Consider the following 26,216-nt stretch of genomic DNA (forward strand, 5'->3'; position numbering starts at 1 on the left):
GCGGCTGTGACGTAGCCATTTGGGGATTGCACCGGGGCAGTGGCCCGACCCAGCACCAGATCAATCATGCGAACAAACGTCGCAGCGTCCACAGATGTCGCCGGTATTCCGGCGTGGCACAGTGTGGCCTTCACCCGCTCTAGGTCAACTCCACGATGGAACCGCTCAGCAGCCTCTGAGCCCCTAGCGTCCACCCCACCCACGGCACCAGCAGGACCAACCTGCCCTGCCTCAGACCCCACAGAGCCCTGTACGCCCCGCTGAGAGCCTAAAACAGTCACGGGTGAGTATTTACCCACGAAAGAGGCTTCAGGGCCTCCCTGGGCTACCTGAGGGCTTTTGAGGGAATTTTCACCCCTAGCCCCTGGGGATAGATTCGTCTGCGGATTTTTTGAATTTTCAATCTTCATCCATCGGTCAGTCGATCCAGAGTTTTCCACAGGCCCACTACTGTTAACAGATTGACTGATAGATGAATCTTTAATCTTTAAGTTAATCTGCGCGCGCGCGTTCCTTTTAACGCGTGAACCCCCTTCAGAGGAGTCAAACCTACCTTGGTCACCAGTTAAACCTACCTTGGTCGGGCTAGGTAGGTTTTCTAGACCTTGCGTTTTAGGCGAGTTATCCACAGATTTAGAGCTAGGTAGGTTTTTCAGACCTTGGTCATTTATCGAGTTTTCCACAGGCCCATCACCCATTAATGAGCTAGGTAGGTTTTCTAGACCTTGGTCAGAGTGCCTATCAATATAGTGTTGATGTGCCCCTTTTAAGAACAGCGGAGACTTAGCTAGCTGATCCATCGTCATGCCGGATTGCTCCATGACCTTCTGGGCTTCTTCAAAAGATATTTTCTGAGTATCCCACTTCTCAAGATTGAGATAGATAATGTCTGTCATCCGAGCTTTGGTCACAGGATTGCGGCGCTGTTCGGTACGTATATATCCATGCTCTTTGAGGTATTTAAAATTGGCTTTAACGGAGCTTTCAGGCATCGGGGCGACTTTATATTGAAGCCTTTTTTGCCCTACAAACGTGATTCCATCGTCGTTACACCAGTCCGCAATAGCCTCTAGAAGTCGTTGGGCACCGTCACGCCCTACGACATGTTCTTCAGCCCACAAGGCACATTTCCTTGACACGCTCTAGATCTCCTCTAACAATCCTGGAATGTGCCGCAGGCCGCTAACTCATTCCATGTTCGTGCTTTGGTCACATCAAAAACGAGATCTGCAATATGCTGGGCCTCACCCAGCAGCAGGTATCGACTGATCCGCGCTTGAGTAATTACTGCATCTGGATCACCCGCAAGATCTGGCAGCCGGTGCTGTGCTTCAAAATTTGCAAGAATGTGAGACAGTAGCGGGTTTTTCTCTAGCTCCGCGCGAGCGTCGGCGTACAGCCCTGATTGCTGCTCTTGCTTCTTGGGGACGAAATGTCCGATCCCAACCTCAGCGGCAGACATTTGGGAAAGCTTAGAATCCAGTTTCACGATTCAACCTTTCGTGCATATCGGTGCTGATTTTCTGGGCGGATAGTGAAGTGCTCTACCTCAACGTTCATAAGTTTTGCAACAGCTGCTAACTCATCCGGTCGAAATTGCACCTCGCCTCGGTATCGTTGCCCTACAGACATAGCAGAAAGCCCTAGAGCCTCACCAACCTCTCGTTGAGTGAACTTCTGAGCTTTGGCTTCAGCCCATACAGCAGCTCCAATAACTTGGGAGTAACGTTTATATTCAGCCATAACACAAATATATAAGGCTCAGCCTTACAATGCAAGCAAAAAAATAAGGGAGAGCCATATTTTTAATAGTTTATCCATAAAACATTAGCCTGATACTGGTACACTAAGAACATGATAAAGACTGAAGATACGGATAAGATTCTGCTCCCCAAAGGAGCCATCGCAAAAGAGATTAAGATCTGGATGTCCCGTAAGGATCTACGGCAAAAATGGTTAGCAGCCACCCTTGGCATCACAGTACCCTCAGTCTCCGACAAGTTAAAAGGCGTCACCCCCTTCACGACTGACGAGCTCATGACTATTGCAGGAGCTCTAGGGCTGAGCCTGAGTGAGCTTCTAGGCGAGGACATTGTCAACGCGAAACTCCCTGCCCCCACCTACACCGAAGAAAAAGGCAAGAAAAAAGTCGCCCCCATTGGTTTCATACCAAAAGGAGCGACTTACGACATCATCCCGGGAGACGAAGCATCCCGGCTGGTAGGGAGTGTGGGACTTGAACCCACGACCAAAGGATTATGAGTCCTCTGCTCTAACCGGCTGAGCTAACCCCCCACGGCTTGTGCGGCTTATGTGCTACACGAACCTTAACCAGAGTACCTGACGAACCGGGTTTAGGAAAATAGGGGCGTCAGCTGTGGCGGAAGCGGTCGTAGGGGGCATCGCTTACGTATAGCTCTTCGAAGGTGCGCCACGTGTTATCAGCCCGGTGGAAGTCGACGATGCGGCGGCTTTCACGCCCCATCTGCTCACGTTCAGCAGCGGGAAGTGAAAGGATCGCCGCGAGTTTGTGGGCGAGGTCGCGGGCATTGTTCGGCTCGAAGAGGTAACCGTTCACTCCGTCTTCCACAAGGTGCGGTAGCGCGAGAGCGTTCGCAAGCACCACAGGTTTTGAGGCGCTCATTGCTTCCAGGGAGACGAGAGACTGCAGTTCGGCGGTGCCGGGCTGGCAGAAAATATCGGCCCGCTGGTACACCCCGGGTAGGTCTTCATCAGGCACGTAGCCGCGGAATACGACCCGTTCGCTTACCCCACAGTCACGGGCTTTTTTCTCTAGTTCTTCCCGCAGCTCTCCCCCACCTGCTATATCAAGAATCACGTGGTTCAGGTGCTCCGGCAGTAGAGAGAGGGCCTCAATGAGCACATCAATATTTTTTTCTTGGGCAAGGCGCCCCACGAAGGTGATGCGAAGTTCACCGGGGGCCTTATCAATGGTTGCCCCTTCGGCAAGTTCGTAGTCCCCGATTTCAATACCGTTGGAGACAGGCATGACAGGACGGGTGAAGCCGCCAAGGTCCCTCATGGCGTCAGCGCCAATCTGGGTGGGGGTGGTGACGACTGCGGCCCGAGAGAAGCAGCGGCGCATATCGATCCAGGTGGCTTTTGAGATGACGCGTTTAATAGGCGTGGGAACCGGCAGGAAAGGATCGAGATTCGCCGGCATGAAGTGGTTGGTGGCGATCACCCGGATACCGCGTTTATGGGCTTGGGTGATGAGGGCCCGCCCAATAATGTAGTGGCATTGTACGTGCACAACGTCTGGTTTCACTTCGTCAAGAATATGCCCCACTTCGAAGTGGATTTCCCAGGGGATGCAGATGCGGTTGGTGTCATGGGTAGGGGGTAAGTGTGAGCGCAGCCGGTGCTCGACAATACCGCCCTCAACAGTGGTGCGGTAGCTGGGTCCACGCATGGGGCTGGCCGCGACCACATGTACTTCGTGCCCGCGCCCAAGCATTGCGGTGGCAAGGCGATGACCGAACTGGGCGGCCCCATTAATGTCTGGCGGGTAGGTTTCGGCGCCGATGAGGATGGTGTGGGCCTGCTTCATCGCGGTTCTACTCCTTGGTCATTATGAGCCTCGTAGGGTGATACGGGGCACAGGGTGTGAGGTGATTTTTCCAATTCAACTATTTTATCGGTTTGGGTGCTTTACTTGAGCCTAACGAGAAGGTAGGTAGCCTTAGAGTTCTCTGAGAATCAGTGAGTTTGCGGCGTATGGGTGATGGGTGGGGTTGTTGGGGTGATGCGACTTGGCCCGCCACCTTTCGAAGGTGGCGGGCCAAGTCGCGGTGTTTCGCATCGCCGTACGGCGGGGGTGGTGTTTAGCGGCGCAGGAACCTGCGGAGGAACACCAGGGCTGCGGGTAGTGCAGCGCCGAGTGCGGCGAATGATTTCCAGCGTGCTTTGACGACGTTGGGCTGGGTGATGTTCCCAGCCAAGCCGCGACCGACGTTGACGGCCTCTGTGGGGGCCTGCTGCGCTTTAGCTTTGGCAGAGCCAATGATGCCCTGCGCGTTTGCTTGTACGCCTTCACTGTATTTCTGCATGTCATCGCGCAGAGCGGCCAAGTGCTCGCGGCGTTCTTTGGTGCGCTGCCTAAGCTGCTCTTCAGTGAGTGGCTGCGGTTCGACTTCTCCGCGTGCTTTGCGTTCTTCAGCCTCTTGGCGAGCTTGCTCAGCAGCAGCTTCGCGCTCTGCCTGTTTGCGGGCGGCGCGTTCTGCTTGTTCTTTTTTCAGCCGGGACGCGGTCATAGCGCTGCCTTCACGCAGTACACCCAGGTCGAAGAGCAACCCGAAGACTGCCGATTTGGGGGCGAACGGCATTTGTGCTTTGACTTTCTTGTACCCGATGAGGCCGGTGATGAGGATTACGATAGCGAAGATGAGTGCTACTACGAGCGCGGCGAGCCAGGGCCTCATGATTTCGCCGAGACCCAGAATAATAGCGCTGACGATGGCGATAATGAATAGGGCCGCGAAGAACGCTGCGATGGCTAGGAATGCCGCGCCTTTACCAACGGCAATACCTTTGGTTTTGAGCTCGTGTTTAGCAATCTGGATTTCGTCTTTGACCTGGTTGATACCCAAGGTTGAGAAGACTTTACCAGCGTCAATGACGCTCATGACGCCGTTCTTAATCCCCACTAGGCTGGCGCGAATGCCTTTGGGATTAGTGTTAGTGGCCATGCCCACCTCTCAAGACTTTGATGCGTGGAGTTTACTTCACTCCGTAAAGTACTATTCTATCTCTATTATCCACTGAATCGCGTAGTTTTGAATTTGAACCTTTGGTTCCGAGTGTTTCTGCGGGTTTTCACTGGTGGGCGCGGGTGCGGGCGGGCTTACTGGGAGGAGGATAGCGCGCCTGTATTCACTGTCGAACAAGGGCAGCTGCGGCAAGAGCCCTCAAGACGACACAGCCAGGACACCCCGCAGACGGAGCCCAAGAAATCTTTAGAGATACTCCCCGACTGGATCGAACTAGACGAAGCCCAAAAGGAGGCGCCCCAGCGCCTCCGCAGGGCGAAGTGGGTTACTGGTTCAAGTCCAGTCACCATATAAGAAAAGCCTCAGGGTGAAACTCTGAGGCTTTTAAATGCTCCCCCGACTGGACTCGAAATAGACGAAGCCCAAAAGGAGGCGCCCCAGCGCCTCCGCAGGGCGAAGTGGGTTACTGGTTCAAGTCCAGTCACCATATAAGAAAAGCCTCAGGGTGAAACTCTGAGGCTTTTAAATGCTCCCCCGACTGGACTCGAACCAGTAACCCTTCGATTAACAGTCGAATGCTCTGCCAATTGAGCTACGGGGGATTATGTTGTTTTTTGTGTTGTTTGCAACGAATAATAACTATACCGGCGGTTTGTGGGGTTCGCAAATCCCCATCTTGTGATATATCACACTTTCTGCTTTTAGTGGCGCGTCATGGTGCGGCGGCGCACTTCTAAGTCGAGCAGTTCTCGTTGGATGCGCCCGTATTCTTCAGAGTCAGGAGTGGAGCTGAGCTGTTCAAGGCGCATCATAAGGTCAGATTTTTGGCGTGAGATCTGGTGCTCAAAGAGGCTGTTCAGCACTCCTTCAATGTAGTACGGCAGTTTCTCGGCAGTGGCAACAGGGAGCTGGGCTACGCTCAGCTCGGCAATACTGTGGTGGACTTCCTCAGCGGATCCGGCACGCACATAGTTGAGCCATGCGACTCCGGGGGCCGGGGCTATCTGAGAGGCTGCGTGGATAATACCTCGGGCGATTTCTTGGTGGGTGCGGTAGCGGAAGCTTACACGCGCAAATTCTTGCCATTGCGGCACACTCATGAGGTTGGGGTGCTGCAGCGCTATTTCCAGGCAGGTGCGTTCAAGGCGGGCAATGGGGTCTGCGGGGTTGGGGGTGAAGAACTCGGGCTGGGGAGCTTCCTGCTGAGGTTCTGTTGTGGGTGCGTTCTGCGCCGACTGCTGGGCGTGAGCGGCACCAATGGGCCCAGGCTGGTGTCGGGCCTGCGTCTCGCCGTTCTGGTAGGGAGAGTCGTTTCTGCGTTGATTGTAGTTGGAACGCCTGCCGCTGGGGTTACGCTGGGCGTAGGCAACCGCACGCTGTATTTCCTCAAGTTCCATACCGAGCTGTCCGGAGGCTTTACGCATATAGGCCGGACGCAGGTCACGGTCCCTGATTCCAGCAATAATGGGCGCGATGGCGCGCATCGCAAGCACACGCCCCTCTAGGGTTGTCAGGTCGAAGCGTTTGAGGGTTGTGTCGATGACGAATTCAAAGAGCGGGCGGCGAGAGGCGATGAGGGATCGTACCGCCGCATCGCCCCTGTGCAGGCGAAGGTCGCACGGGTCCATACCTTCTTGGGCGACCGCCACGTATGTTTGTGCCACGAAACGCTGATCCTCTTCAAACGCTGCGAGCGCGGCTTTCTGCCCCGCGGCGTCGCCGTCGAAGGTAAAGATAATTTCTCCGCCGGAGCCATCATCGGTGATCATGCGGCGTACCACTTTGATGTGCCCCGCGCCGAAGGCGGTGCCGCAGGTTGCTACGGCGGTTTTGACACCTGCTAGGTGTGCCGCCATAACATCGGTATAGCCCTCAACGATGACGACCTGTTTGGTTTTGGTCATCTCACGTTTGGCAAGGTCGATGCCGTAGAGCACTTGTGATTTTTTGTACAGCGGCGTTTCGGGTGTGTTGAGATATTTGGGGCCTTGGTCGTCGTCGAAGAGGCGGCGTGCCCCGAATCCGATGGTTTCGCCCGCTACGGTGCGGATGGGCCAGATGATGCGCCCACGAAAACGGTCGTAGAGGCCGCGGTTTCCCTCAGAGAACATACCGGTAGCGCGCAGTTCCTCGTCGGTAAATCCTTGGGAACGCAGATGTTTGAGCAGATTGTCCCAGCCGCGGGGGGCGTATCCAACCCCGAAGGTTTTGGTGGCGGCTGGGTCGAACCCGCGAGCGCCGAGAAAGCGTTGTGCTTCCCCTGCGTTCGCTGAGTAGAGGCTGCGTTCAAAGAACTCTGCGGCGATTTTGTGTGCGTCGAGAAGTCGGCGGCGCAGGCTTGCTTCGTACCTGTCTCGCGGGTTCCCACCTTCATAGTGCAGGGTGTAGCCGATACGCGCCGCTAAGCGTTCAACGGTTTCGGTAAACCCGGTGTGTTCCATCGCCATGACGAAGGAGTAGACGTCACCGGATTCTCCGCACCCGAAGCAGTGGTAGGTTCCCATTTGCGGGCGCACATTGAAGGAGGGCGTGCGTTCGTCGTGGAATGGGCACAGCCCTTTGTACGCGCCGATACCTGCACCTTTGAGGGTTACGTATCCCTCAATGATTTCGCGGATGTCGGTACGGGCGCGTACTTCATCAATGTCTTCTTTGCGGATTAGTCCAGCCATCGTCTCATTTCTGCTGCACCGTGCTGTAATAGCAGTTTTAGAAGGTATTTCATGCCCGTCTATCACGGGATTTCTGTCTCTGCCGTGTGGAAAGCTGCGCTACCACAGGGGCTTCTCCCCCAGCATCCAGGGGGTTCCGTTGATGCGTTTATAAAGCACAACCGCCGACCTATCGGTCAAAGATGCCACTTGATCAATGACGAGGCGCAGGCGTGCGTCGTCGTCATGAGTCCCCAGCTGCGCGTAGTCCGTTCTGAAGATGCTGTCGATGTACTGAGGGTATGCACGCTGGGAATCTTCGTAGAGCGCTTCAACGAGGATACCCAGTATTTCGTGCTGGTGTTCGTAGTGGGGTTGGGCGTCACGAACCGTCATAACGAATGCGGTTGCGATCCCCTTCATGACGGCGATTTCGTCTCGGGTATCCTCCGGTACGATCAGTTCGGCGCTATAGCGGGTTAGCGGGGTGTTTCGCCCATAACGTTCGCGGGTTGCTTCCACGGCGCTCCAGGCGAAGCGACCGATAAGTTTACTGGTGAGCCCCTTGAACTGTGCCAGGGAGGCGCGCGAACCGGTCATGCACGGAACCCACCGGTTCAGGGTCTCTAACCGGCTGAGTGCCGCATCCAGTTGTTCGTCAGTAGCGGCTGGAAGATACCATTGGCGGGTCATGTCAAAGACGGCCTGCCGGTGCTTTGCTTCGCGCAGCTGTTCCAACTGCACATGCCCGCCGAAGACTGCATCTTCGACGTCGTGCACCGAGTATGAAATATCGTCGGCAAGGTCCATAACCTGCGCTTCCAAGCATTTGCGCTGAGGCTCTACCCCGGCGTCGTGTGCGCCCTCGCGGAACCATTCGAAGACCGGCAGGTCATCCTCGTAAACACCGAATTTGTGGGTTTGGGTACCATCTGCGCGACGTGGTGCGTCTGTGCGTGTCCACGGATATTTGCAGGTTGCGTCCAGGGATGCTCGGGTCAGGTTCAGCCCCGCAGATACATCATGTTCGGCGATCACTTTCGGTTCAAGGCGGCTGAGCAGCCTCAGGGTTTGGGCGTTGCCCTCGAACCCGCCCATATGGGCGGCGAGCTTGTTCAGGGCACGTTCGCCGTTATGTCCAAAGGGCGGATGCCCCAGGTCATGAGAGAGGCAAGCAGTATCAACTACGTCTGGATCGCATCCGAGCATCCCGCCTACTTCGCGCCCAACCTGGGCAACTTCAAGGGAATGGGTGAGACGGGTACGCACGAAATCATCAGTATCCGGGTTCATGACCTGAGTTTTAGCGCCTAGCCGCCGCAGCGCGGAGGAATGAAGCACACGGGCACGATCGCGTTCAAAGGGGGTGCGGTCCTGGAAGGGATGTATTTCGGGCACCCAGCGTTCTGAGTCGTCGGGGGTGTACCCTGCGGGCAGGTTCCATTCCCAGCGTTCCTGCCCCTCCTCGGCAAGGCGAGTCATCACTCCTCCGTTCCTGCTTCCGGTGCGGTTGGTGTCTTTCTACTACCTATATAAGCACTATTTTGCCCAGACGCAATGTTTTTATCAGACTACGATAAACCTCGCCCGATTATCCGCCCGAGATATCCAGTTCTGCCTCCACGAGCCCAAGCCGTTCAGCGTCCCCCAAAATACGGGAGTTAAGCCACCCATCCGGCAAATGGGGTTTCTTCGGGCTCCCGGCTCGGCCGCGGGAACCTTCAACCGCAGCCCCCGGATACCCAATACTGTGATCAAGCTGCCCCAGCAGTTCACGGAAGGTCGCTAAATCGGGTACGGTCGCCATTTTGGCACGCAGCTCACCGCCCACCGGGTAACCCTTGAAATACCAGGCAACATGTTTACGGATCTCACGCAGTCCCTTGTACTCATCCGCAAAGGTCTCAACAAGCAGCTCGGCATGCCGGTAAATCATTGCGGCAACCTCACTCAGAGTAGGTCGGATACGCTCGGTGCTACCCTCAAAAGCATTCTGCAGATCACCGAAAAGCCACGGGCGCCCTTGGCAGCCGCGCCCAATCACCACACCGTCCACACCGGTCTGCTCGACCATGCGCACGGCATCTTCGGCGGCAAAAATATCGCCGTTGCCCAAGATGGGAACGTCCGGAATCGCCTCGCGAAGCTGCGCGATGGAGTCCCAGTCCGCTGTTCCCGAATAGTGTTGGGCAGCGGTGCGCCCGTGCAGGGCTATGGCAGAGACACCCGCATCCCGGGCGATCTTAGCGGATTCAAGGAACGTGATGTGGTCATCATCGATGCCCTTGCGCATTTTGACGGTCAGGGGAATATCGTTGCGCGATGCTTCTTTGACCGCCGTATGCACAATCGCAGTGAAGAGATCGGTTTTCCACGGAAGCGCCGCACCGCCGCCGCGTTTTGTGACTTTCGGCGCCGGGCACCCAAAGTTCAAGTCGATATGATCCGCACGATCTTCTTCTACGACCAGCCGAATAGCCTTACCCACGTTAACCGCGTCTACCCCGTAGATCTGGATGGAGCGAATCTGCTCGTCCGCGTCGTGTTCGATAATGCGCATCGACTCGGGTTTGCGTTCCACGAGGGCGCGCGCCGTCACCATCTCGGTCACATATAATCCGCCGCCGTACTCGCGGCACAGACGACGGAACGCCTTATTCGTCACACCCGCCATCGGGGCGAGCACCACAGGCGTTTCAACGGTCAGTTTACCGAGTTTCAGCGGCGGTAATTTCAGGTGGGAGGCTTCAGAATTCACCTCTATATTGTGGCATACACACGCAAATCGGCACGGATGCACCTACCCCGGTTCACGACAGGCGCACCGGTCAGCGTTCGGCAAGGTTGTCACGCCCTCACGCTGCGAGTTTTCTGGGGCCTCTTCTGGGCACTTTGTTCTTTAGGAAGCGGCACCCGGATAATCGCTGGCGTAAATATAGGCGGGGTCGCCTTCCACGCTCGCGGTTCCGGCACGCAGAAGAACGTCGGTCACCTCTACGAGAGCGGTCATCGAGTCGTCTACCTCAACCACCACCGGGTACTGCGCCGTCAACAGCGAAAGAAGCTGCATAATGGCCTCGACCGCGCCTTCGTTCTGCATGTCATATCCGAGCAAAATCTCAGTCGCGGTATTCTCATCGACCAGCGCGGCGGCAGGGTCGGTCTCAAAGGGGTGATAACTCACCGCAAAGGCAATGATTTCGCCTTTCTTCCCCTCTTTCTCAGCCTGCTGAATGTTATCGCGCAGTACCAGCGCCCCGAAGGCGCGTGCCTCATCCGAGAGGAAATACCGGTTTACGGTCCCTAACCCGACCTCGGCAGGAACATCCCACTCATGCGAATCGCGGTAGAACTCCCAGAGCTTCGAGGTCAGCTCAACCGAGCCGGTCGCCAAATCCTCAATCGCCTGAGTGGGTTTGCCGTTCTCATCCTCACGCAGGGAAACCGGCGGAATCGCGCCCGCATCAATATGGATCAGACGCGAGCGCTGAATCATTTTCATGCCCTTCGCTTGGGCAAATTCCTCGCCGGTGCTAAACGGTGCAAGCTTCACGCGGACGTTCGGGACCTGCCCATTTTCGGCGGCGATCTCACGCAGCCGGTCTAAAAGCTCGGTACCTAACCCGGCGCGGCGGTGCCCTTCGGCAACCTCAAGATAAGCCCACAGGCGTTGCGGATGCAGGAGCGAGGCGGTCACCACGCCAGCGGCGATCGGCACACCCGAATCGGTGACCACAAGGGTTCGGCTAAAAGGGGCATCCGAGGCCTCCCCAAACGATGCGCGCTGCTGTGCCTCCTGTTCGCTTCGCGGATCTCCCCACACCTGCAGAAGTTCCAAATCGTCGCCTTCGCGCCAGGGACGAAATTCATAGGTGTTCATGGGGTGCCTTTCTTCCGCAGAATGCGCGGGTTTTACCGCGAGGATAGGGTTCTCACTATTGTACGTATCGGCTAGGTTCTGCACCAGATCCTAGTGACTGCGTGAAAATACCGGCGGGGTTCTCCATTGCAGAGAACCCCGCCCATGTACATGGTGAAAAAGGGCTTAGGCAACCAGACGCGCCGCCAGGTATGCCTTCACCTGGTCGAGTGCCACGCGCTCCTGGCTCATGGTGTCACGCTCGCGGATGGTAACCGCCTGGTCCTCTAAAGTATCGAAGTCTACGGTAATGCAGAACGGGGTGCCGATTTCGTCTTGGCGGCGGTAGCGGCGGCCGATAGCCCCCGCCTCATCGTAGTCGATATTCCAGACGCCACGCAGTTCCTCTGCCAGCTTGTGGGCGGGCCCGGAAAGTTCGGGTTTCTTCGACAGGGGCAGAACGGCGGCCTTCACGGGCGCCAGGCGCGGATCAAGTTTGAGAACCACGCGTTTATCGACGCCGCCCTTAGTGTTCGGGGCTTCATCCTCAACGTAGGCATCGACGAGGAACGCCATCATGGAGCGGGTCAGGCCGAAGGAAGGCTCGATGACGTAGGGTACGTAGCGTTCGCCGCTGGCCTGATCAAAGTATTCGAGCTTCGCATTCGAGTGCTCATTGTGCACACCTAGGTCGTAGTCGGTGCGGTTTGCCACACCCATGAGTTCGCCCCATTCGCCGCCTTGGAAACCAAAACGGTACTCAATGTCGATGGTGCCCGCCGAGTAGTGCGCGCGGTCGTCCTCAGGAACATCGAACTGGCGCATGTTCTCGGGGTTAATGCCCAAGTCAACGAACCAGTTCCAGCAGTCTTCAACCCATGCGTCGAAGTGTTTATCTGCTTCGTTGGGGTGCACGAAGTATTCGATCTCCATCTGCTCGAATTCGCGGGTGCGGAAGATGAAGTTGCCGGGGGTGATCTCGTTACGGAACGCCTTACCGATCTGCCCGATACCGAAGGGCGGGCGTTTACGGGCCGCAGTCACCACATTGTTGAAGTTCACGAAGATGCCCTGCGCGGTTTCGGGGCGCAGAAAGTGCAGCCCTTCCTCGTTATCGACAGGCCCCAGGTAGGTTTTCAACAGGCCTGAGAAGTTCTGCGGTTCGGTCCATTCGCCGCGGGTGCCGCAGTTCGGGCAGACAACCTCACTCATATTTTCGGGTGCACGCCCCTTTTTAGCTTCGAAAGCCTCAATCAGGTGGTCTTGGCGCTGACGCCTGTGGCACGAGAGGCATTCCACCAGCGGATCCATAAAGGTTGCCACGTGCCCAGATGCTTCCCACACCGGGCGAGGCAGGATTACCGAAGAGTCCAGCCCGACCATATCCGCGCGTGAACGCACGAAACGCTGCCACCACTGCTGACGGATGTTCTCTTTCAGTTCCACGCCAAGGGGACCGTAATCCCATGCGGAGCGGGAACCGCCGTAGATTTCACCCGCCTGGAAGACGAAGCCGCGGCGCTTAGCGAGCGCAATAACATTGTCGAGAGTGGACTTTTCTGCCATGTTTACTCCTTTATGCCCCGCCACCGGCTGTGGCGTGCGTGAGTTCAGTGTTCTTCCGCGCGCGGTAAGCGCCGGGATATACGGTCACAAGTACAAGATACTAGGGTATCATTGCGTACCCGTCTTGCCGTGTAGTTTCTGGGCGCCGATACACTGGTGACATGGAGAAAATCTATATTCGTGACGAGATGATTCGTCTGGGACAGTTTTTGAAGCTGGCTAATCTGGTCGAAGACGGTGCGCAGGCGCGCGAGGTGATCCAGCATGGGCTGGTGAAGGTCAATGGGCAGATTGAGGAGGCGCGGGGCAAACAGCTGCATCCGGGCGATACGGTGAGTTTCAACGGGGTGAGTGTGCAGGTGGCTCAGGACTAGGTTTTCTATCCTTCCCCCTCCCACAAACGCATCTTGGGTTGTATAACGCACCGCCGGAAGGTGCGTTATACAACCCAGGATGCGTTATTCAGGTTCTTTTAGTCGGCAGACTCTTGTTCTGGCGACCCAGCATTACCCGCTGCATCCGCAACCTTCTCGGCACGGATGCGCGGCGCGTTTCCCAGCACCTTCACGTCGATGAACTCGCCCACATGGCGAATTTCCAGGGCACTTACCCCGTGCCCGGCACCCGCATACAGAACTTTGATGCCGTCGGTGTACGCGCGAATCCACTCGTAGGTGTAATCCACGAAGGGCTGCGGAATAATAGGGTCTTCCTGGTCCCTGCCGAAGAAAACGGGCAGCTCGGTGGCTTTGAGCTCGTCGTCCTTGAAATAAGGAGAGTCTGATTCGACCGCGTATCCGGAGAGCCCCACCAGTGCAGCAAATTTTCCTGGGCGATGCCGCACCATAGAAGTCGCCACCGCCATGCCTTGCGAGAACCCCACCAGCGAGACTGAAACATAGTGTGATTCGTGCTGCTCGACCCATTCCAGGACGTAGTCGCTGGCCTGTTCTATGGTCCGCACATCCGCGTTGAGCTGTCGGTCCAGCGGGTACCACTGGTAACCTATGGCCTCGTCGGGAATGTGCGCGCCGGTTGCGTCCGCCGAAAACTGGGTGCCTACCGGCTGCGGGGCGCGCATTCCCGCGTAGGTGATGCCCTCCTGCGGCAGATGTTCAGCCAGCGTCAGCAGGTCTTTCTCATGCGAACCGTACCCGTGCAGCAGAAGCACCAGGTGGGTTCCGGCGCGTTCATTCTCGGGCCGGGAATATTCGACAATGTACGTATTTTCGCTCATACACCCCATATTACCGATGTCGCCTCCTGCGGGTTTACGTCATTGGGCGCGCAAAAGTGACTTTCCAGCCGAAAGCACGTGCTGTCTTCCGTGCCGAAAAGTCACTTTCTGCGCACAATAACTTTGTGTGTGAGCGCTGAGGCTCTGCTGAGCGTGTGTGGGTGCTGCAGCTTCCCCAGACGCTACCCCCAGGTAACGGTTTCAGGGTTCACCCCGTAAGCTCGGGCGTTCTCGGTAATAATGTCCCGCAGCCACGGGGCCAGCCCTTCAGCCAGTTTCTCGTAGTGCTCAGTGAAACGCGCATCCTCAACATAGCCGCGCGCCAGAATCACATGTTTTGCTGGGGTGACGTCGAAGTAAAACAGGGAGGCCCGGTGCCAGTCAGCCAGCGCGTTCGCCTCTGCACTGCCGGGCTTCACCCCTTGGGTGAACGCCTCAACGAGCGCGTGTTCAACATCGTCAAGGTTCTGTTTGGCGGCTGCCCAGTCGGCGCGGCTCATGGAGTCGGTGCGGCGCCTTGAGGTGTCGGCCGATACGTGCCGTTTACAGGGTAGCTAGAGGACGAGCGAGCTGGCTGCAGGTAGCGGCTCTTTATCGCCTATAGCGCTCAGGTTGGCCGGGGTGCTCTGCGGTTTCTCTCCCAAGGCGTGCGCGAGAATACGTTCTACCTGCGCCGCCTCAATCAGGAACCCGTCGTGCCCATGCTCGGATTCAATGATTTGAACCTCAGCCGGTACGGGGAGGGAATCGGCCAGCAGCTGCGCCTCATGCGGGAAAAACAGCCGGTCGGAGTCTACAGCGGCAATGGTCCACTCGCAGTTGCTGAACGCCAGCGCGTGGGTGAGGCACCCGCGCCCGCGCGCAACATCGTGGGAGATAAGCGCCTCATTCACGGCAAGGTAGCTGTTGGCGTCGAAACGTTCTATGAGCTTATCCCCGTGGTGGTCTAGGTAGCTTTCGACGGCGTACCGGCCGCGTGGGGCCCCGAGCGTGCCGCCGGTAACAGTTTCATGGGGGTTTTCGCTGCGCCCAAAACGATGCTCCAGTTCTGCGGGGCTGCGGTAGGTGGTGTGGGCGATACGCCGCGCAAGCGCCAGCCCTGCCGTGGGCGCGGGCCCGTCGTAGTAGTCGCCTGAGGCGAAATTAGCGTCGGATCGGATAGCCACGTTCTGGGTGTGCGCCCACGCGATCTGTTCGGCGGTGGCGGCTGGCCCGGAGGCGATCACTGCGCATCCGCGCACCAGGTGCGGGTAGGTGGCTGCCCATTCGAGGGCGCGGGCCCCGCCGAGTGAGCCGCCAATCACGTAACGGAAACTGGTGATTCCCAGGGTTTGAGCTAGTCGCGCCTCGGCGTGCACCGAGTCGCGGATGCTCACCTGTGGGAACGCTCCGCCCCACGGTTGCCCTTCACCGGGGTACCCGGCAGGGATGAGGCTGGCAGGCCCGGTTGAGCCGTAGCATCCGCCGAGGATATTGGGGGCGACCACATAGTATTTGTTGGTGTCTACCACGGCGCCGGGGCCAACGATGCCTTCCCACCAGCCGTCACGTTCAATTTCGGCGGCCACATCGGCGGGGGTGCCTTCGGGGGCGCTCCCGCGGGAGACGTGAGTGTCCCCGGTGAGGGCGTGCAGGATCAGGATGGCGTTGTCGCCGTCTTCGTTGAGGGTGCCCCAGGTTTCGTAGCTGATGCGCACCTCCGGCAGGGTGATGCCGTTCTCTAGGCGCAAATCACCAATGCTGTGGTGGCGCAGGATACCCTGGGCGGTCTCGGGGGTGCCGGTCATGGTTCTCCTTAGCGTTGCGGGCGGGGCGCCGGTGGGTGCAGCGGGGTTCGCCCCGCCCCGGCTGGTTCACGGGGCGGGGCTTGCGCCGTATCTACTGTTGCAGGGTTGCAAAGCCCAATTCTAGGTCTGCAATAATATCGTCAATATTCTCGATCCCTACGGCGAGGCGCACAAAGTTTTTACTCACACCGATTGCCTCTAGTTCTTCCTCGGAAAGCTGCGAGTGGGTGGTGGACGCGGGGTGAATAACGAGCGAGCGCACATCACCGATATTCGCAACGTTGGAGTGCAGCTGCAGGGCGTCCACAAAGGTGCGGGTCTGTTCCAGGTCTGCGTCTTTGAGGGTGAATCCCACAACGGCACCCGGCCCCTTCGGCAGGTATTTCTGGGCTCGCTCGTACCAGGGTGAGGAAGGCAGACCAGCCCATATTACTCGGTCAACCAGCGGGTGTTCCTCCAGCCAGTTCGCGACCTTGGCGGTGTTCTCAATATGGCGTTCGATGCGCAGCGAAAGGGTCTCCAGCCCGATACCAATATTGAAGGCGTTAGTGGGAGAAATCGCAGCCCCAATATCACGCAGTAGGGAGACTCGTGCCTTGAGAATATAGGAGAGGTTCGCGCCAAAAGCGGAGTCTTTACCCAAATCACGTGCGTAGACTAGGCCGTGGTAGCCGGGTGCTGGCTCGTTGAATTTGGGGAATTTTTTGGGATCTGCCCCGTAGTCGAAATTCCCGGAGTCTACGATAACGCCGCCGATGGAGGTGCCGTGCCCGCCCAGGTATTTCGTGGCGGAGTGCACCACCACGTCCGCGCCGAATTCGATGGGACGCACCAGGTACGGGGTGGGTACGGTGTTATCGACGATCAGCGGCACACCTGCCTCGTGCGCAATCTGGGCGATAGGCTCAATGTCGAGCACATCGTTACGGGGGTTGGGGACGGTTTCACCGAAGAAGAGCTTGGTATTGGGGCGCACCGCCTCACGCCACTGCTGCAGGTCGTCCGGGTTATCAACAAACGTGGTTTCAACGCCTAGGTCAGCGAGCGTGTATTTAAGGAGGTTATAGGTTCCCCCGTAGATCGACGGGGAGGCAACAATGTGGTCGCCCGCGCCAGCAATGTTCAGAATTGCGTAGGTGATAGCTGACTGCCCTGAGGCCACCAGCAGCGCCCCTACTCCCCCTTCAAGGGATGCGATGCGGTTTTCGATCACCTCTTGGGTGGGGTTATTCAGGCGGGTGTAAATAGGTCCGAGCTCGGCGAGGGCAAAACGGTTAGCGGCCTGTTCCGCGTTCTCAAAAACGAACGAGGTGGTTTGGTAGATGGGTAACGCCCGAGCTCCCGTTGCGGCATCCGGTGCCTGCCCCGCGTGAATCTGGCGGGTCTCAAATTTCCAACCGGCGGGGTTGGCGGGAGTCGGGACGGTGTTGTTGCTCATGCGAGGCTCCTAGGTTTTGTAACTATGGGGCCGCATGCCGATTTCGGTACAGAGTTCTTGTGTTTTCTTCTCTGCAAACGAAAAAACGATGTACCGGATATCGGGCACATCGGTCCCGCGCTTGCGCTGCACTTGTGTGTAACGCCTGGTCCTCACCCAGGGCACCCCACCGCGGAGGAGGGTTGCCGGCCAGCTAGCTGGGGCTTATCACTGGCTCTCATGACCTGCATCTAGAGTTTCACAGGAGGCGCGCGCGGTCAAGCAGGATGCACGTTTTCGGCGCATTGTTGCAAAGATGACGTTTTGTGAATTGTTTCCATCCCTGTCTCGACTAAGAAGTCTGCTTCGTCTGAGCTCTTCTGCCGCACCATAAAATTTTGTCTTCGCTCGGGGAGTGACCGAACTCAGGCACCCGTAGTATTCGCAGCAGATTCATCCCATTGACCTTGACCCGGTGGCAGTCCAACAGAGTGTAAAAGACCGGGGAAAAGACTCTCAATCACGCTGTCTCGGCGGGTAATTTTACGGTGCGTTCCCAGCACTTCGGTGTGCATGAGCCCCGATTCTCGGAGCACTTTGAAATGATAAGACATCGTAGATTTGGCGATTCCATAGTCAAAATCACCGCAGAACTGTGGCCCGTGGTCTGCAATGTGTGCGAGAACATCTCGTCGAATGGGGTCTGACAATGCACCAAGGACACGATCCAACGTCACGTCATCAGGGGTGGGGTGATGCAGCCGTTCCTTACCCATAACCAGCCTTTCCGGGTGCTTCCCGTAACATATTGAGCCTGCGGACTCTGTGACAGAATATTACCTCTTGAGCTTGCCCTTTAGCATAATGCAGATTTATTCTAATTTCGACGAACATAGAAATAATGCTAGGGAGGCACGCCTTGGATTCTCGCAGTACATCACATCAGCTACCTAAGACTTCTGAGGCAACTATGCGGCTTGTCTCATTCAACACTCTCTTTGTCATCGGCACAGATACTCTGCTCACTGCCCCTCTGCTGCCACTACTCAGCAAAGAGTTCAATACCAGCACAGAACAATCAGGATGGTTCGTCTCTGCATACGCTTTAGGGTATGCAGTTTTCGCACTCATTGCAGGCCCATTATCAGACCGCATTGATCGCAGGCGCATTATTCTTACCGGTTCCATCGGCTTTACGCTTTTTACAGGCTTATGCGGTTTAGCATGGGGGTTTTGGTCTCTCTTTACCGCCCGGTTTCTTGCGGGAGTGTTCGCTTCTTTGATCTCACCGCAGATTTGGGCATCAATCCCCATGACAGTGCCGAAACAAGCCATTATTAAAACTATGGGGTATGCAACGGCTGGACTTGCCATAGCCCAAATCGCAGGTATTCCTGTAGGTTCATTCCTCTCCACTTATGGATGGCAGATACCATTTTTTGCAATCGCCGCAGCGTCTCTTCTTCTCTTGGGTATACTCTATTCACGTTTTCCCAGCATTCCCCCTGTGACTGCGGCGCAAGATGGAAATTTTCTGACTCCCTACCTGCACGTTTTAAAAGCCCCTTCACTTTTGCTATCCCTCCTGGCGTACCTGATTTTCCAGACAGGAGTATTCGCATCTCTATCTTTCATAGGTTCATGGTTCGCGCGAGACTTTGGGGCATCGCAGACAACCATCGGTTTCGCCATGCTTGTAATCGGATGCGGCAACGCTCTAGGCTCCCTCACAGGGTCACGAATCGTCGCATATATAGGTATGCAAAAGACTATGCTCGTGGGGCTTATTGCACTCAGTATTGTGTATCTCTCAGTGTCATTGACAGCTAATTTCTGGACTGCTTTAGGTATTTTTACACTTGCACTTTTTCTCGGAGGAATTATGCTCCCCGTCCTCATGGGAGAGCTACAAAGCCATACCGCTATAGCTCGCGGTACTGTATCATCCCTCTCAAACACGGCAATGTACGCTGGAACAACTATCAGCGGTGCCGTCGGCGGTACATTACTTACGCAGTTTCCGGGGTATAGCGGTATAGCCGTCATGAGTGCATGTGCAATCGCAATTTCTCTTGGTGTCTATGCACTTGGTGGGGCGTTCCGATCAAAAAACCACCAGGAGATTTAGAACCTCGTGAAATAAACTCAAAAACTTAATCACAGCATTCCGTGAGCCATGCTACACTGATGGAAACCTTGAATCTAGGAGTGATGAGGTATGACCTCCCGCTAAAGTCGCACCGGCTCGCGGAATGCCCGCCCAGATGGTGGGCTCTAAAAATTTCAGAAATAACCCTGCTTTGGTTCGATACATTCCAGGAGCGCATAGTGAGCACCTTGAACACCAAAGTTCTGAGGGTTTCATTGTTATACCTTCCGCATCCGCAGTCGGTGACTTGGGATTATTCAGGCACTACGTAGTGCCTCTCTCACGACTATTCATCTCACCCGTCCCACGTATTGCAGGCGTGCGAACACCATGCTCAAGCGGCTTCGGGTGAATAAGCACCGCAAGGTTTTATCACAATGTCTACAATTCTTGACGCGGCACAGCTATGCCGCACCTTTGGCAAGGGTGAACACGCTTTCACCGCTGTCGATAATGTTTCGTTCAGTATAAGCTCCGGCGAAATTCATGCTCTGCTCGGTCCCAATGGGGCGGGAAAAACAACAATTGTACAGATGTGCGCAACACTGTTGACTCCCACGAGCGGTACCGTGCGCATTGACGGGGTGGATGCACTTGCGCACCCCCAGCGTGCGCGCGCGTCCCTAGGGCTTGCGCTCGGCGGGGATACCGGGTTCTATCCGCGAGCATCCGCCCGCGATAATCTTCTCTTCTTCGCTGACCTTGCCGGGGTTAGCGCGCGCAAACGCCGTACCCAGGTGGCGAGCGCTTTGGAACGGGTCGATCTTGCAGATGTCGTCGCGAAAAAGGTACAGGAGTTTTCCCGCGGTATGAAACAACGTCTGCACATCGCGCGAGCACTGCTGGGCGAGCCGAAACTGCTGCTTTTGGATGAGCCGACGAACGGGCTTGACCCAGATATTTCGCTGACGATACGCCAGCTAATTCGCTCCCTCGCTGATGACGGCACCGCTATTTTACTCACGAGCCATCTGCTGGGCGAGATTGAGGAGTTAGCGCATCGGGTCACGGTCATCGGGGCCGGTCGTGTAGCGGTTTCGGGCACAGTGGCGGATATTACCGCGCACGCCGGGATCTCCGCTACCACCGTGGGGCGTGTGGGTGCGAATGCCAGGGCGGTGCTTCAAGAACTTGCCCGGTCTTTGGGCGATGCGGGAACACTGTTGCTGACCCCGCGCGGCAGCGAGTGGGAGATCATCGTGTACTGGAATGAACGTTCTGTTTCAGAAGGGCCGCGCCCTTTCAGTACCGAACACACCGAGGCCCTGTTGACCCGTATTCTCGCTGAGCGTGAGGTTCAGATGCTCACACCACTGTATACTCGCCCAGCCACTCTCGAAGAGGCATACCTGGCCATGGCGGAAGGACTGAAACGATGAACCGGCAACTTCGCTTGATATCTTTTTCCCTGCGCCAATTCCTCACAGTTCCCTACTTCCTGCAGTTACTGCTGCTGAGTACCTTTGGAGCAACATCCCTGCAGGCGCTCGCTGCTGGCGCCTGGCCAGTTGATGCGACCCTCGCCTGGACTCGCGCAGGCATTATCGGTACCTGGAACATGTGCATTGTTGCCGCCGGGATCCTCAATTTTGAGCGCTACCGGGGAACGTTCGTGTATCTGCTCAATGGTGCCGTGAACCCGCTGCGTGCGCTCGCAGCGGTGGTCTCAACTGCCTCCATTTTTGGGCTTGCCGCCCTGCCATTGGCCTGGGTTTTCTGGGCGCTGTGCACCTTCTCGGTAGATTTCACGGACTTTACTCAGGTGGGTGCACGCTATCTGGTGGGTCTTCCGCTGCTGTGGATCTCGTGTCTGGCGGTGACCTTCGTGATTGCAGGGTTCTTTGTGGCGACCCCTAATGCTATCGCCTATGAGGAGCTGCTGCTCGTGCCGGTTTTCGTGGCTTCCGGGGTGCTTTTTACCGAGAGTTCCGCGCCTGTCTGGCTTGATGCGCTCGGCACGCTGATTCCGATTCAGGCACCCGTGAAGGTTCTGCTTGGGCAGATGCCTGTGAACTCGTTCGGTGATTTTCTGGGCGTTGTACTGCAAACCTGTGTGGTCACAGCCCTCTGGATGCTCGCGGGGTATCTGTTGGGCAGGCGAGCGCTGCGCGCGGCAACGGTGCATGGCACTCTAGGTGCAATCTAGGAGGCTGCGATGTTTAAACGAACGAACTTTCTCTATCGTCTGAACAGTACCTCCAAGGTTGGATGGTCTTCATCCATCACCTTCGCCACGGTCGGTACGGCACTCAGCACCCTCGTGATCGTGCCGGGACTGAGCGTGCTGTTCAGCGTTCTACTAGGACGCGATCTTTCCGCACCTGATCCGGTGCGGATCGCATGCACCTCTGCCCTAGCAAGCGTGGTACTCGGCGTGGCGTCCGGCGTTGTGGCACGCGCGGCGACCGACCGCTGGCTGGGAGTGTTCGAGCAGGTGTGCACCGCTCGACGGTTTGATGCGGCTTATTGGCTGGGAGTCTCTGCAATGCCCGTGCTTTTAGCTCTGATCACTGGCATCACGAACCTGGGTGTTGCAGCTGCCTATGCCGGTTTCGGTGGTTCCCTTGAAGGCAGCCTGTCCATGCTTGTGCGTTCTGTGACGCTCTTACCTCTGGCTCTCATGGCGGGCGTATGTTTGGGTGTTTTCGCCGCTGGGCTGGGGTTGTATCTCTCGGACCCATACCTGGGAGGAACTATCTTAGGAGCGCTTCTGCCTATCAGTGCGGGCGTGATCGTGCCGGTAGATGCATACCCGGCGTGGCTGGCGGCATTGTGTACGTTGGTTCCCGGCGGGCGGACAGTTGCCCTAGTGGGAGGCTCTTCTGAAGTGGTGGTTTCAACAGTCGTGACTGAGGTGTTAGTCTGCGTACTTTGGGCACTCGCGGGGCTTGTCCTAGTGCATGCCGCTGCGCGACGCATCCGCTCGGGTGCACGCACGAACCTGCTCTGAAAGTCTTATATCTCCCGCGAGCAGCGGATTTTTGGTCGAGAAGGTGAGAAAATCACCTTCTCGACCAAAAATCCGCTGCTTGTGTGCACCCGGAATAACCCCACCCTTGACAGGTGACTATATAGTCACATATTCTCGTGTTATGGAGGATGATGCAGTTTTCAAAGCTCTCGCAGACCCCACCCGCAGAAAGCTGCTCGATAAGCTCTACGCCGTTGGGGGCCTCACCCAGGGACAGCTTGAAGAAGGTCTGGGAATGACTCGCTTCGGAGTGGCCAAGCATTTGCGCATCCTCGAAGAAGCAAACCTTGTGATCACACAGCGCTCAGGCCGCCAAAAGCTCCACTACCTCAACGCTGTGCCGATTCGCCGTATTCATGACCGTTGGATCGATAAATACACCGCCCACCAAAGTTCAGCACTTCTTGACCTGCAGAAGAATTTAGAGGAGGAAGAATCATGAGCGCCGCCGACAACCCAAGCACTCCCCCACGTCCCCAGAGGATCATCAGCTCGGTAATTATTCAAAACACCCCGCCGCAGCGCGTGTGGGAGGCAATTACCCAGCCCGAATTCACCTCCCAGTATTTCTTTGGCTCACGAGTTGAAATCACCGAGAACGAGCCGGGTCGCCTGCGCTACCTTTCCCCAGATGGGAAGGAAGTTTGGGGAGACGGCGCGATTCTGGAATCTGACCCACCGCGACTTCTCGTCGTAGAGTGGCGCTCGCTTTATCTTCCCGATGCGGCACACGAACCGGCAAGCCGCGTTACCTGGCAGCTTGAGCCGTGGACGGATGGTGCCACAAAACTCACGGTCACCCATGACCACCTAGAAGACTCTCCCGTTACGGCGCAGAATGTGGACTCACCTCGCGGCTGGTCGTTTGTACTGGCGGGCATCAAACGAGTTCTGGAAACTGGCGAATAAAACCCGTCATAACCCGCGAACAGGTGGTTTTTGGTACCAGCAGGCAGGATTTTTCTACCTGCTCGGGAGGGTACAGACACCGCGCACAACTGAATACGCAAAAGTACTGAGAGATGCTAGAAAGCCTCAGGCGTCTGCCAGGAGATCGTGCGGGGAACATCCTCGAAAAAGAAGAAAGAAATATTAAATTCCGGCAGTTCCACCGTCACGGAACCAACCTCTGCCGCTATGCCCCGTTCTCTCAGCTGAGCCACGAGTTCTTCGGCAGAAAGCCCAGCCAGAGGCAGCCCCTCAAAAGAGAATTCATCGCCATCAGCCCATGAAATTTCAATCAGAGAAACAAGGTCGTCTTCTCCAAGTTGGCATGCGATACTACTATGTTCTGAGCCTTCAAGAGCGAGACGACTATGAAGTGTACGGATGCTCCTGTCTGTGCCCGGCAGATCGGTAACTACCATCCTCGGCTCCGGGAGTTTCTGCCCGTAGAATTCAATCTTCTGCCCTAGAGGAAAACCGGGAAAACCCTCGCGTTTAAAGTCGTACATGTGTGACTCCTCAAGATGTGTGCTTCTCACACCATAAAGTTTTGCCGCGAACAGGTGGTTTTTGGTACGAGCAGGTAGGATTTTTCTACCTGCTCGGTCAAATCCTACCTGCTCGCGGGCGTCAGGATTTAGAGCTTATCGCCCATCGAGACGTCAATAATCTGCCCGGTAATTGTTTGCGATGCGTTCTGAGTCAGCAGACCAATTACTTCTGCGACATCCTCAGGCTGGGTAACCTTCTTCATCGCATTGCCGGATTTCACGAATTCGGCTGCCTCCGCATTATCGCGCAGCCAGGCGGCGTTAATATCGGTATCGACCACGCCAGGCGCTACAAGGTTCACCGTAATCCCCTGAGGTCCAAGCTCAACCGCCATATTACGCACCAGGTACTCCAGTGCAATCTTACTCATGCCGTAGCCCGTCATGGCAGGGAACGCGTAGCGAGTCAGCACCGACCCGGTGAAAATATAACGCCCGCCCGGTGCGCTCATAAGCGGCACCAGCCCGGCAGCAAGTTCGTAGGGGGCAACCGTATTGATCTGCAGCAGATTACGCAGAGCCTCTCCGTTGAGTTCCTGGAAGGTTCCCTGCGTGCCAACACCTGCGTTGAGCACAGCGACGTCGAGGGTATCCCCACCCAGCACATCCTTCACGTGAGTTAAGAGGGCAGAAACGGACTGCGGGTCTGAGAAATCAGCCCGTACGGGTGTTACTTTTACTCCGTGCTCGGATGCGGCAGCCTCTACCTCGCTGAAGTCCGGGTTCTCCGCGCGGTGCTGTGCAATCACGTGATACCCCAGCTGCGCTAGTCGAACCGCGGTGGCTTTACCAATACCGCGGCTTGCGCCGGTGACGAGAGCAATCTGTGCCATTTTTCCTCCTTGTATGAGCTGTGAAAGACGCTGAAAGTTCAGCATCACCTTTCAGCATAGTGAAACGAAAGTTGAGCTGTCTATCAAGGGGCACTGCACACATCCCCAGAATGGCATCGACAGATAAGCCGCTGCAGATTTCTATGTCCAGCGCAGGCATTGGCTCCACGGGGCTCGCCTGCTGCGGCAGACTGAATAGTGAATCGCACCATCATACTGCTGCACAAATCTGCTCTTTCAGATCAACTGACGCGATCTAGCAGAACGATCACGCAGGACACTTTCAAGCTGAAATCCGTAGCGATTCAAGAAGCCTCGTTAAGGTTTTCATCGTGTCTTCTAAAGCATCTGGGGAGTCGGTTTCGGCCAGCCACAGCGCTGCCTCATTCATCGCGCCAGAAAGCAGATGTGAAAGAGGCTCCACCGGCTGCTTTGCAATAATTTCCTGTTCCATAAGGGTCTTGAGGATGTCAGCCAAGAGCACCATTGAAGACGATTCATCGAGCGCCCGCCATTCATGCCACCCCAGAACGGCAGGCGCATCTACTAGCATGATCCGCCGCACATTTGGTTCTATTGATGCAAGAATAAAAGTTTTGCTGCCCTCTACTAACTCTTCCCAAGGGGTGGCGCACGACCGAGCCGCATCTTCAATCTGACGCCCTACATCCTGCTGCACCTCACAGACAACAGCACGGAAGAGGTCTTTCTTATTTTTGAAATGATGATATAGAGCCCCTTTAGTGATACCAAGTGAAGAGACGATATCGTCTATCCGCACGCTGGTATAGCCATCACGAGCAAACCTTTGGCGAGCCTCGGTTACAAGCGCTGAGACAGTAGCTTCACGCTGGGCGGCACGCTGTCCTTCCACAGTTCTCCCCTTGTATTTTGACATACCCAAAGTATGCCAGATATTTTTAACATACTCAGAGTATGTGAAACTTTTTGGATCCTAATTACCCGTATATGTAGGAGGAATACATGAATTTCATCGACCGCTACCCCCTCATCGTTACCCCCGTGAAAGACTCTTCCCGAGACTTCTGGACGTCTTATTTTGACTTCCAGATTATCTTTGACAGCTCGTGGTTTACTCTTCTTGCTTCTCAAGACGGAGCCACATCTATCGCGTTCATGACGCCCGATCATCCTTCTGCGCCTCCCGGCTCAGAAACTTTCACTGGAATTGGGATGTGTCTTGAGCTTGAAGTTCAAGACGCCACCGCCACCTATAACGATCTCAAAACTCAAGGACTCGACATAACCTATCCTCTAACCGATGAGCCGTATGGGCAGCGCCGTTTTGGGTTTTCGGAGCCTTCAGGATTATGGGTAGATATTGTCGAACAGATCGAACCTGCCGCAGGATACTGGGATAAATATATGCTCCCCTAATCTCAAAGAAATCAGCCACACATACTGAGACAGCCGCGACATGCGGGCTACCTCAATTCGGAGATTTCTAGGGCGATATGTGCGCTGCCTCGCTTACACTAGATAGCAAGCATATTTATCCA

General features: G+C 56.2%; 26 protein-coding genes, 2 tRNA genes, 1 pseudogene and 1 riboswitch. Of the genes and pseudogenes, 9 read left to right on the forward strand and 20 right to left on the reverse strand.

Annotated elements, in window-relative coordinates; translation table 11 throughout:
• The 3 genes from D8M41_RS05845 to D8M41_RS12145 form a co-directional block, all read right to left on the reverse strand.
• On the reverse strand, positions 1 to 1,121 hold a 1,121-nt coding region (locus D8M41_RS05845; RefSeq protein WP_148110202.1), incomplete at its 3' end, for a hypothetical protein.
• Between the two features lie 32 nt (positions 1,122 to 1,153).
• Positions 1,154 to 1,489, reverse strand: a complete 336-nt coding sequence (locus D8M41_RS05850; protein WP_126926582.1) for a hypothetical protein — start codon at positions 1,487 to 1,489, stop codon at positions 1,154 to 1,156.
• The gene (locus tag D8M41_RS12145; protein WP_126926583.1) at positions 1,486 to 1,743 is read right to left on the reverse strand and encodes a helix-turn-helix domain-containing protein; all 258 of its coding nucleotides are present in this window, start codon (positions 1,741 to 1,743) and stop codon (positions 1,486 to 1,488) included. The genes D8M41_RS05850 and D8M41_RS12145 overlap by 4 nt, the downstream gene beginning before the upstream one ends.
• 111 nt (positions 1,744 to 1,854) lie before the next feature.
• Here D8M41_RS12145 and D8M41_RS12150 point away from each other — a divergent pair, with 111 nt between their 5' ends.
• Positions 1,855 to 2,262: an XRE family transcriptional regulator gene (locus D8M41_RS12150; RefSeq protein WP_126926737.1), complete on the forward strand. Its 408-nt coding sequence runs from the start codon at positions 1,855 to 1,857 to the stop codon at positions 2,260 to 2,262.
• On the opposite strand, the gene D8M41_RS05865 is transcribed toward D8M41_RS12150, so the two are convergent.
• The 9 genes from D8M41_RS05865 to D8M41_RS05905 form a co-directional block, all read right to left on the reverse strand.
• Positions 2,219 to 2,295, reverse strand: a tRNA-Ile gene (locus tag D8M41_RS05865). The two genes, D8M41_RS12150 and D8M41_RS05865, sit on opposite strands and share 44 nt — an antisense overlap.
• A 76-nt stretch (positions 2,296 to 2,371) precedes the next feature.
• Complete coding sequence (locus D8M41_RS05870; protein ID WP_006888989.1) at positions 2,372 to 3,571, reverse strand: glycosyltransferase; 1,200 nt, start codon at positions 3,569 to 3,571, stop codon at positions 2,372 to 2,374.
• A gap of 274 nt (positions 3,572 to 3,845) precedes the next feature.
• Complete coding sequence (locus tag D8M41_RS05875) at positions 3,846 to 4,709, reverse strand: phage holin family protein (protein ID WP_023132857.1); 864 nt, start codon at positions 4,707 to 4,709, stop codon at positions 3,846 to 3,848.
• A 550-nt stretch (positions 4,710 to 5,259) separates the two neighbouring features.
• Positions 5,260 to 5,332: transfer RNA gene (locus D8M41_RS05880), tRNA-Asn, on the reverse strand.
• A 99-nt stretch (positions 5,333 to 5,431) separates the two neighbouring features.
• The gene (gene dnaG, locus D8M41_RS05885) at positions 5,432 to 7,402 is read right to left on the reverse strand and encodes a DNA primase (protein WP_006888249.1); all 1,971 of its coding nucleotides are present in this window, start codon (positions 7,400 to 7,402) and stop codon (positions 5,432 to 5,434) included.
• 99 nt (positions 7,403 to 7,501) lie between these two features.
• The gene (locus D8M41_RS05890; protein ID WP_006888175.1) at positions 7,502 to 8,863 is read right to left on the reverse strand and encodes a deoxyguanosinetriphosphate triphosphohydrolase; all 1,362 of its coding nucleotides are present in this window, start codon (positions 8,861 to 8,863) and stop codon (positions 7,502 to 7,504) included.
• A gap of 109 nt (positions 8,864 to 8,972) precedes the next feature.
• Positions 8,973 to 10,139 carry a tRNA dihydrouridine synthase DusB gene (gene dusB / locus D8M41_RS05895; protein WP_006888042.1) on the reverse strand — a complete coding sequence of 389 codons (1,167 nt, stop codon included), beginning with the start codon at positions 10,137 to 10,139 and terminating at the stop codon, positions 8,973 to 8,975.
• Positions 10,140 to 10,280: 141 nt separating this feature from the next.
• A complete protein-coding gene (locus tag D8M41_RS05900) occupies positions 10,281 to 11,345 on the reverse strand; it encodes a GNAT family N-acetyltransferase (RefSeq protein WP_023133884.1) in 1,065 nt (354 codons plus the stop codon).
• Positions 11,346 to 11,426: 81 nt separating this feature from the next.
• Positions 11,427 to 12,806 carry a glycine--tRNA ligase gene (locus D8M41_RS05905; RefSeq protein WP_023133883.1) on the reverse strand — a complete coding sequence of 460 codons (1,380 nt, stop codon included), beginning with the start codon at positions 12,804 to 12,806 and terminating at the stop codon, positions 11,427 to 11,429.
• A gap of 161 nt (positions 12,807 to 12,967) precedes the next feature.
• On the opposite strand from D8M41_RS05905, the gene D8M41_RS05910 reads away from it, so the two are divergent.
• Positions 12,968 to 13,180 carry an RNA-binding S4 domain-containing protein gene (locus tag D8M41_RS05910; protein ID WP_023133882.1) on the forward strand — a complete coding sequence of 71 codons (213 nt, stop codon included), beginning with the start codon at positions 12,968 to 12,970 and terminating at the stop codon, positions 13,178 to 13,180.
• 98 nt (positions 13,181 to 13,278) lie between these two features.
• Here D8M41_RS05910 and D8M41_RS05915 read toward each other — a convergent pair whose 3' ends face one another.
• The 5 genes and pseudogenes from D8M41_RS05915 to D8M41_RS05935 form a co-directional block, all read right to left on the reverse strand.
• Positions 13,279 to 14,043, reverse strand: coding sequence for an alpha/beta hydrolase (locus D8M41_RS05915; RefSeq protein ID WP_023133881.1), 765 nt, complete (start codon positions 14,041 to 14,043; stop codon positions 13,279 to 13,281).
• A 182-nt stretch (positions 14,044 to 14,225) separates the two neighbouring features.
• Positions 14,226 to 14,558 (reverse strand): annotated as a pseudogene (locus D8M41_RS05920) (TipAS antibiotic-recognition domain-containing protein); the annotation flags it as partial.
• 39 nt (positions 14,559 to 14,597) lie between these two features.
• Positions 14,598 to 15,830, reverse strand: a complete 1,233-nt coding sequence (gene metX / locus D8M41_RS05925; protein ID WP_126926584.1) for a homoserine O-acetyltransferase MetX — start codon at positions 15,828 to 15,830, stop codon at positions 14,598 to 14,600.
• Between the two features lie 91 nt (positions 15,831 to 15,921).
• Positions 15,922 to 17,268, reverse strand: coding sequence for a bifunctional o-acetylhomoserine/o-acetylserine sulfhydrylase (locus D8M41_RS05930; protein WP_126926585.1), 1,347 nt, complete (start codon positions 17,266 to 17,268; stop codon positions 15,922 to 15,924).
• A gap of 112 nt (positions 17,269 to 17,380) precedes the next feature.
• Positions 17,381 to 17,493, reverse strand: a riboswitch (SAM riboswitch).
• Positions 17,494 to 17,672: 179 nt separating this feature from the next.
• Positions 17,673 to 18,023 carry an ArsR/SmtB family transcription factor gene (locus tag D8M41_RS05935; protein WP_126926586.1) on the reverse strand — a complete coding sequence of 117 codons (351 nt, stop codon included), beginning with the start codon at positions 18,021 to 18,023 and terminating at the stop codon, positions 17,673 to 17,675.
• Positions 18,024 to 18,166: 143 nt separating this feature from the next.
• On the opposite strand from D8M41_RS05935, the gene D8M41_RS05940 reads away from it, so the two are divergent.
• The 6 genes from D8M41_RS05940 to D8M41_RS05965 all read left to right on the forward strand — a co-directional run bounded on the left by D8M41_RS05940 (position 18,167) and on the right by D8M41_RS05965 (position 23,276).
• Positions 18,167 to 19,375, forward strand: a complete 1,209-nt coding sequence (locus tag D8M41_RS05940) for an MFS transporter (RefSeq protein WP_202975994.1) — start codon at positions 18,167 to 18,169, stop codon at positions 19,373 to 19,375.
• 398 nt (positions 19,376 to 19,773) lie between these two features.
• Positions 19,774 to 20,775 carry an ABC transporter ATP-binding protein gene (locus D8M41_RS05945; RefSeq protein WP_126926587.1) on the forward strand — a complete coding sequence of 334 codons (1,002 nt, stop codon included), beginning with the start codon at positions 19,774 to 19,776 and terminating at the stop codon, positions 20,773 to 20,775.
• Positions 20,772 to 21,542 carry a hypothetical protein gene (locus D8M41_RS05950; RefSeq protein ID WP_126926588.1) on the forward strand — a complete coding sequence of 257 codons (771 nt, stop codon included), beginning with the start codon at positions 20,772 to 20,774 and terminating at the stop codon, positions 21,540 to 21,542. The genes D8M41_RS05945 and D8M41_RS05950 overlap by 4 nt, the downstream gene beginning before the upstream one ends.
• Positions 21,543 to 21,551: 9 nt before the next feature.
• Positions 21,552 to 22,346 carry an ABC transporter gene (locus tag D8M41_RS05955; RefSeq protein WP_126926589.1) on the forward strand — a complete coding sequence of 265 codons (795 nt, stop codon included), beginning with the start codon at positions 21,552 to 21,554 and terminating at the stop codon, positions 22,344 to 22,346.
• Positions 22,347 to 22,488: 142 nt separating this feature from the next.
• On the forward strand, positions 22,489 to 22,809 hold the full coding sequence (locus D8M41_RS05960; protein WP_126926739.1) for an ArsR/SmtB family transcription factor: 321 nt from the start codon (positions 22,489 to 22,491) through the stop codon (positions 22,807 to 22,809).
• A complete protein-coding gene (locus D8M41_RS05965) occupies positions 22,806 to 23,276 on the forward strand; it encodes an SRPBCC domain-containing protein (RefSeq protein ID WP_126926590.1) in 471 nt (156 codons plus the stop codon). The genes D8M41_RS05960 and D8M41_RS05965 overlap by 4 nt, the downstream gene beginning before the upstream one ends.
• 116 nt (positions 23,277 to 23,392) lie before the next feature.
• Here the strand turns inward: D8M41_RS05965 and D8M41_RS05970 are convergent, their stop codons facing one another.
• The 3 genes from D8M41_RS05970 to D8M41_RS05980 form a co-directional block, all read right to left on the reverse strand.
• Entirely contained in the window at positions 23,393 to 23,821 is a 429-nt protein-coding gene (locus D8M41_RS05970; RefSeq protein WP_023133871.1) for a hypothetical protein, read from the reverse strand.
• A 128-nt stretch (positions 23,822 to 23,949) separates the two neighbouring features.
• A complete protein-coding gene (locus D8M41_RS05975) occupies positions 23,950 to 24,696 on the reverse strand; it encodes an SDR family NAD(P)-dependent oxidoreductase (protein ID WP_238693483.1) in 747 nt (248 codons plus the stop codon).
• Positions 24,697 to 24,979: 283 nt separating this feature from the next.
• Entirely contained in the window at positions 24,980 to 25,570 is a 591-nt protein-coding gene (locus D8M41_RS05980) for a TetR/AcrR family transcriptional regulator (protein ID WP_006888211.1), read from the reverse strand.
• A 110-nt stretch (positions 25,571 to 25,680) separates the two neighbouring features.
• Between D8M41_RS05980 and D8M41_RS05985 the strand changes: the two genes are divergently transcribed.
• Positions 25,681 to 26,094 (forward strand): VOC family protein, encoded by a 414-nt coding sequence (locus tag D8M41_RS05985; RefSeq protein ID WP_126926592.1) that lies wholly within the window; start codon positions 25,681 to 25,683, stop codon positions 26,092 to 26,094.
• Positions 26,095 to 26,216: the final 122 nt, after the last annotated feature.

The sequence above is a fragment of the Rothia sp. HSID18069 genome (genome assembly GCF_003989155.1).
Classification (GTDB): Bacteria; Actinomycetota; Actinomycetes; order Actinomycetales; family Micrococcaceae; genus Rothia; species Rothia aeria.

Coding starts and splice junctions, on each gene's coding strand:
- D8M41_RS12145 (WP_126926583.1), bottom strand. CDS start 1,743: ATGGCTGAATATAAACGTTACTCCCAAGTTATTGGAGCTGCTGTATGG.
- D8M41_RS12150 (WP_126926737.1), top strand. CDS start 1,855: ATGATAAAGACTGAAGATACGGATAAGATTCTGCTCCCCAAAGGAGCC.
- D8M41_RS05870 (WP_006888989.1), bottom strand. CDS start 3,571: ATGAAGCAGGCCCACACCATCCTCATCGGCGCCGAAACCTACCCGCCA.
- D8M41_RS05875 (WP_023132857.1), bottom strand. CDS start 4,709: ATGGCCACTAACACTAATCCCAAAGGCATTCGCGCCAGCCTAGTGGGG.
- dnaG (WP_006888249.1), bottom strand. CDS start 7,402: ATGGCTGGACTAATCCGCAAAGAAGACATTGATGAAGTACGCGCCCGT.
- D8M41_RS05890 (WP_006888175.1), bottom strand. CDS start 8,863: ATGACTCGCCTTGCCGAGGAGGGGCAGGAACGCTGGGAATGGAACCTG.
- D8M41_RS05905 (WP_023133883.1), bottom strand. CDS start 12,806: ATGGCAGAAAAGTCCACTCTCGACAATGTTATTGCGCTCGCTAAGCGC.
- D8M41_RS05910 (WP_023133882.1), top strand. CDS start 12,968: ATGGAGAAAATCTATATTCGTGACGAGATGATTCGTCTGGGACAGTTT.
- D8M41_RS05915 (WP_023133881.1), bottom strand. CDS start 14,043: ATGAGCGAAAATACGTACATTGTCGAATATTCCCGGCCCGAGAATGAA.
- metX (WP_126926584.1), bottom strand. CDS start 15,830: ATGACCGGCACCCCCGAGACCGCCCAGGGTATCCTGCGCCACCACAGC.
- D8M41_RS05930 (WP_126926585.1), bottom strand. CDS start 17,268: ATGAGCAACAACACCGTCCCGACTCCCGCCAACCCCGCCGGTTGGAAA.
- D8M41_RS05935 (WP_126926586.1), bottom strand. CDS start 18,023: ATGGGTAAGGAACGGCTGCATCACCCCACCCCTGATGACGTGACGTTG.
- D8M41_RS05945 (WP_126926587.1), top strand. CDS start 19,774: ATGTCTACAATTCTTGACGCGGCACAGCTATGCCGCACCTTTGGCAAG.
- D8M41_RS05950 (WP_126926588.1), top strand. CDS start 20,772: ATGAACCGGCAACTTCGCTTGATATCTTTTTCCCTGCGCCAATTCCTC.
- D8M41_RS05955 (WP_126926589.1), top strand. CDS start 21,552: ATGTTTAAACGAACGAACTTTCTCTATCGTCTGAACAGTACCTCCAAG.
- D8M41_RS05960 (WP_126926739.1), top strand. CDS start 22,489: ATGGAGGATGATGCAGTTTTCAAAGCTCTCGCAGACCCCACCCGCAGA.
- D8M41_RS05965 (WP_126926590.1), top strand. CDS start 22,806: ATGAGCGCCGCCGACAACCCAAGCACTCCCCCACGTCCCCAGAGGATC.
- D8M41_RS05970 (WP_023133871.1), bottom strand. CDS start 23,821: ATGTACGACTTTAAACGCGAGGGTTTTCCCGGTTTTCCTCTAGGGCAG.
- D8M41_RS05975 (WP_238693483.1), bottom strand. CDS start 24,696: ATGGCACAGATTGCTCTCGTCACCGGCGCAAGCCGCGGTATTGGTAAA.
- D8M41_RS05985 (WP_126926592.1), top strand. CDS start 25,681: ATGAATTTCATCGACCGCTACCCCCTCATCGTTACCCCCGTGAAAGAC.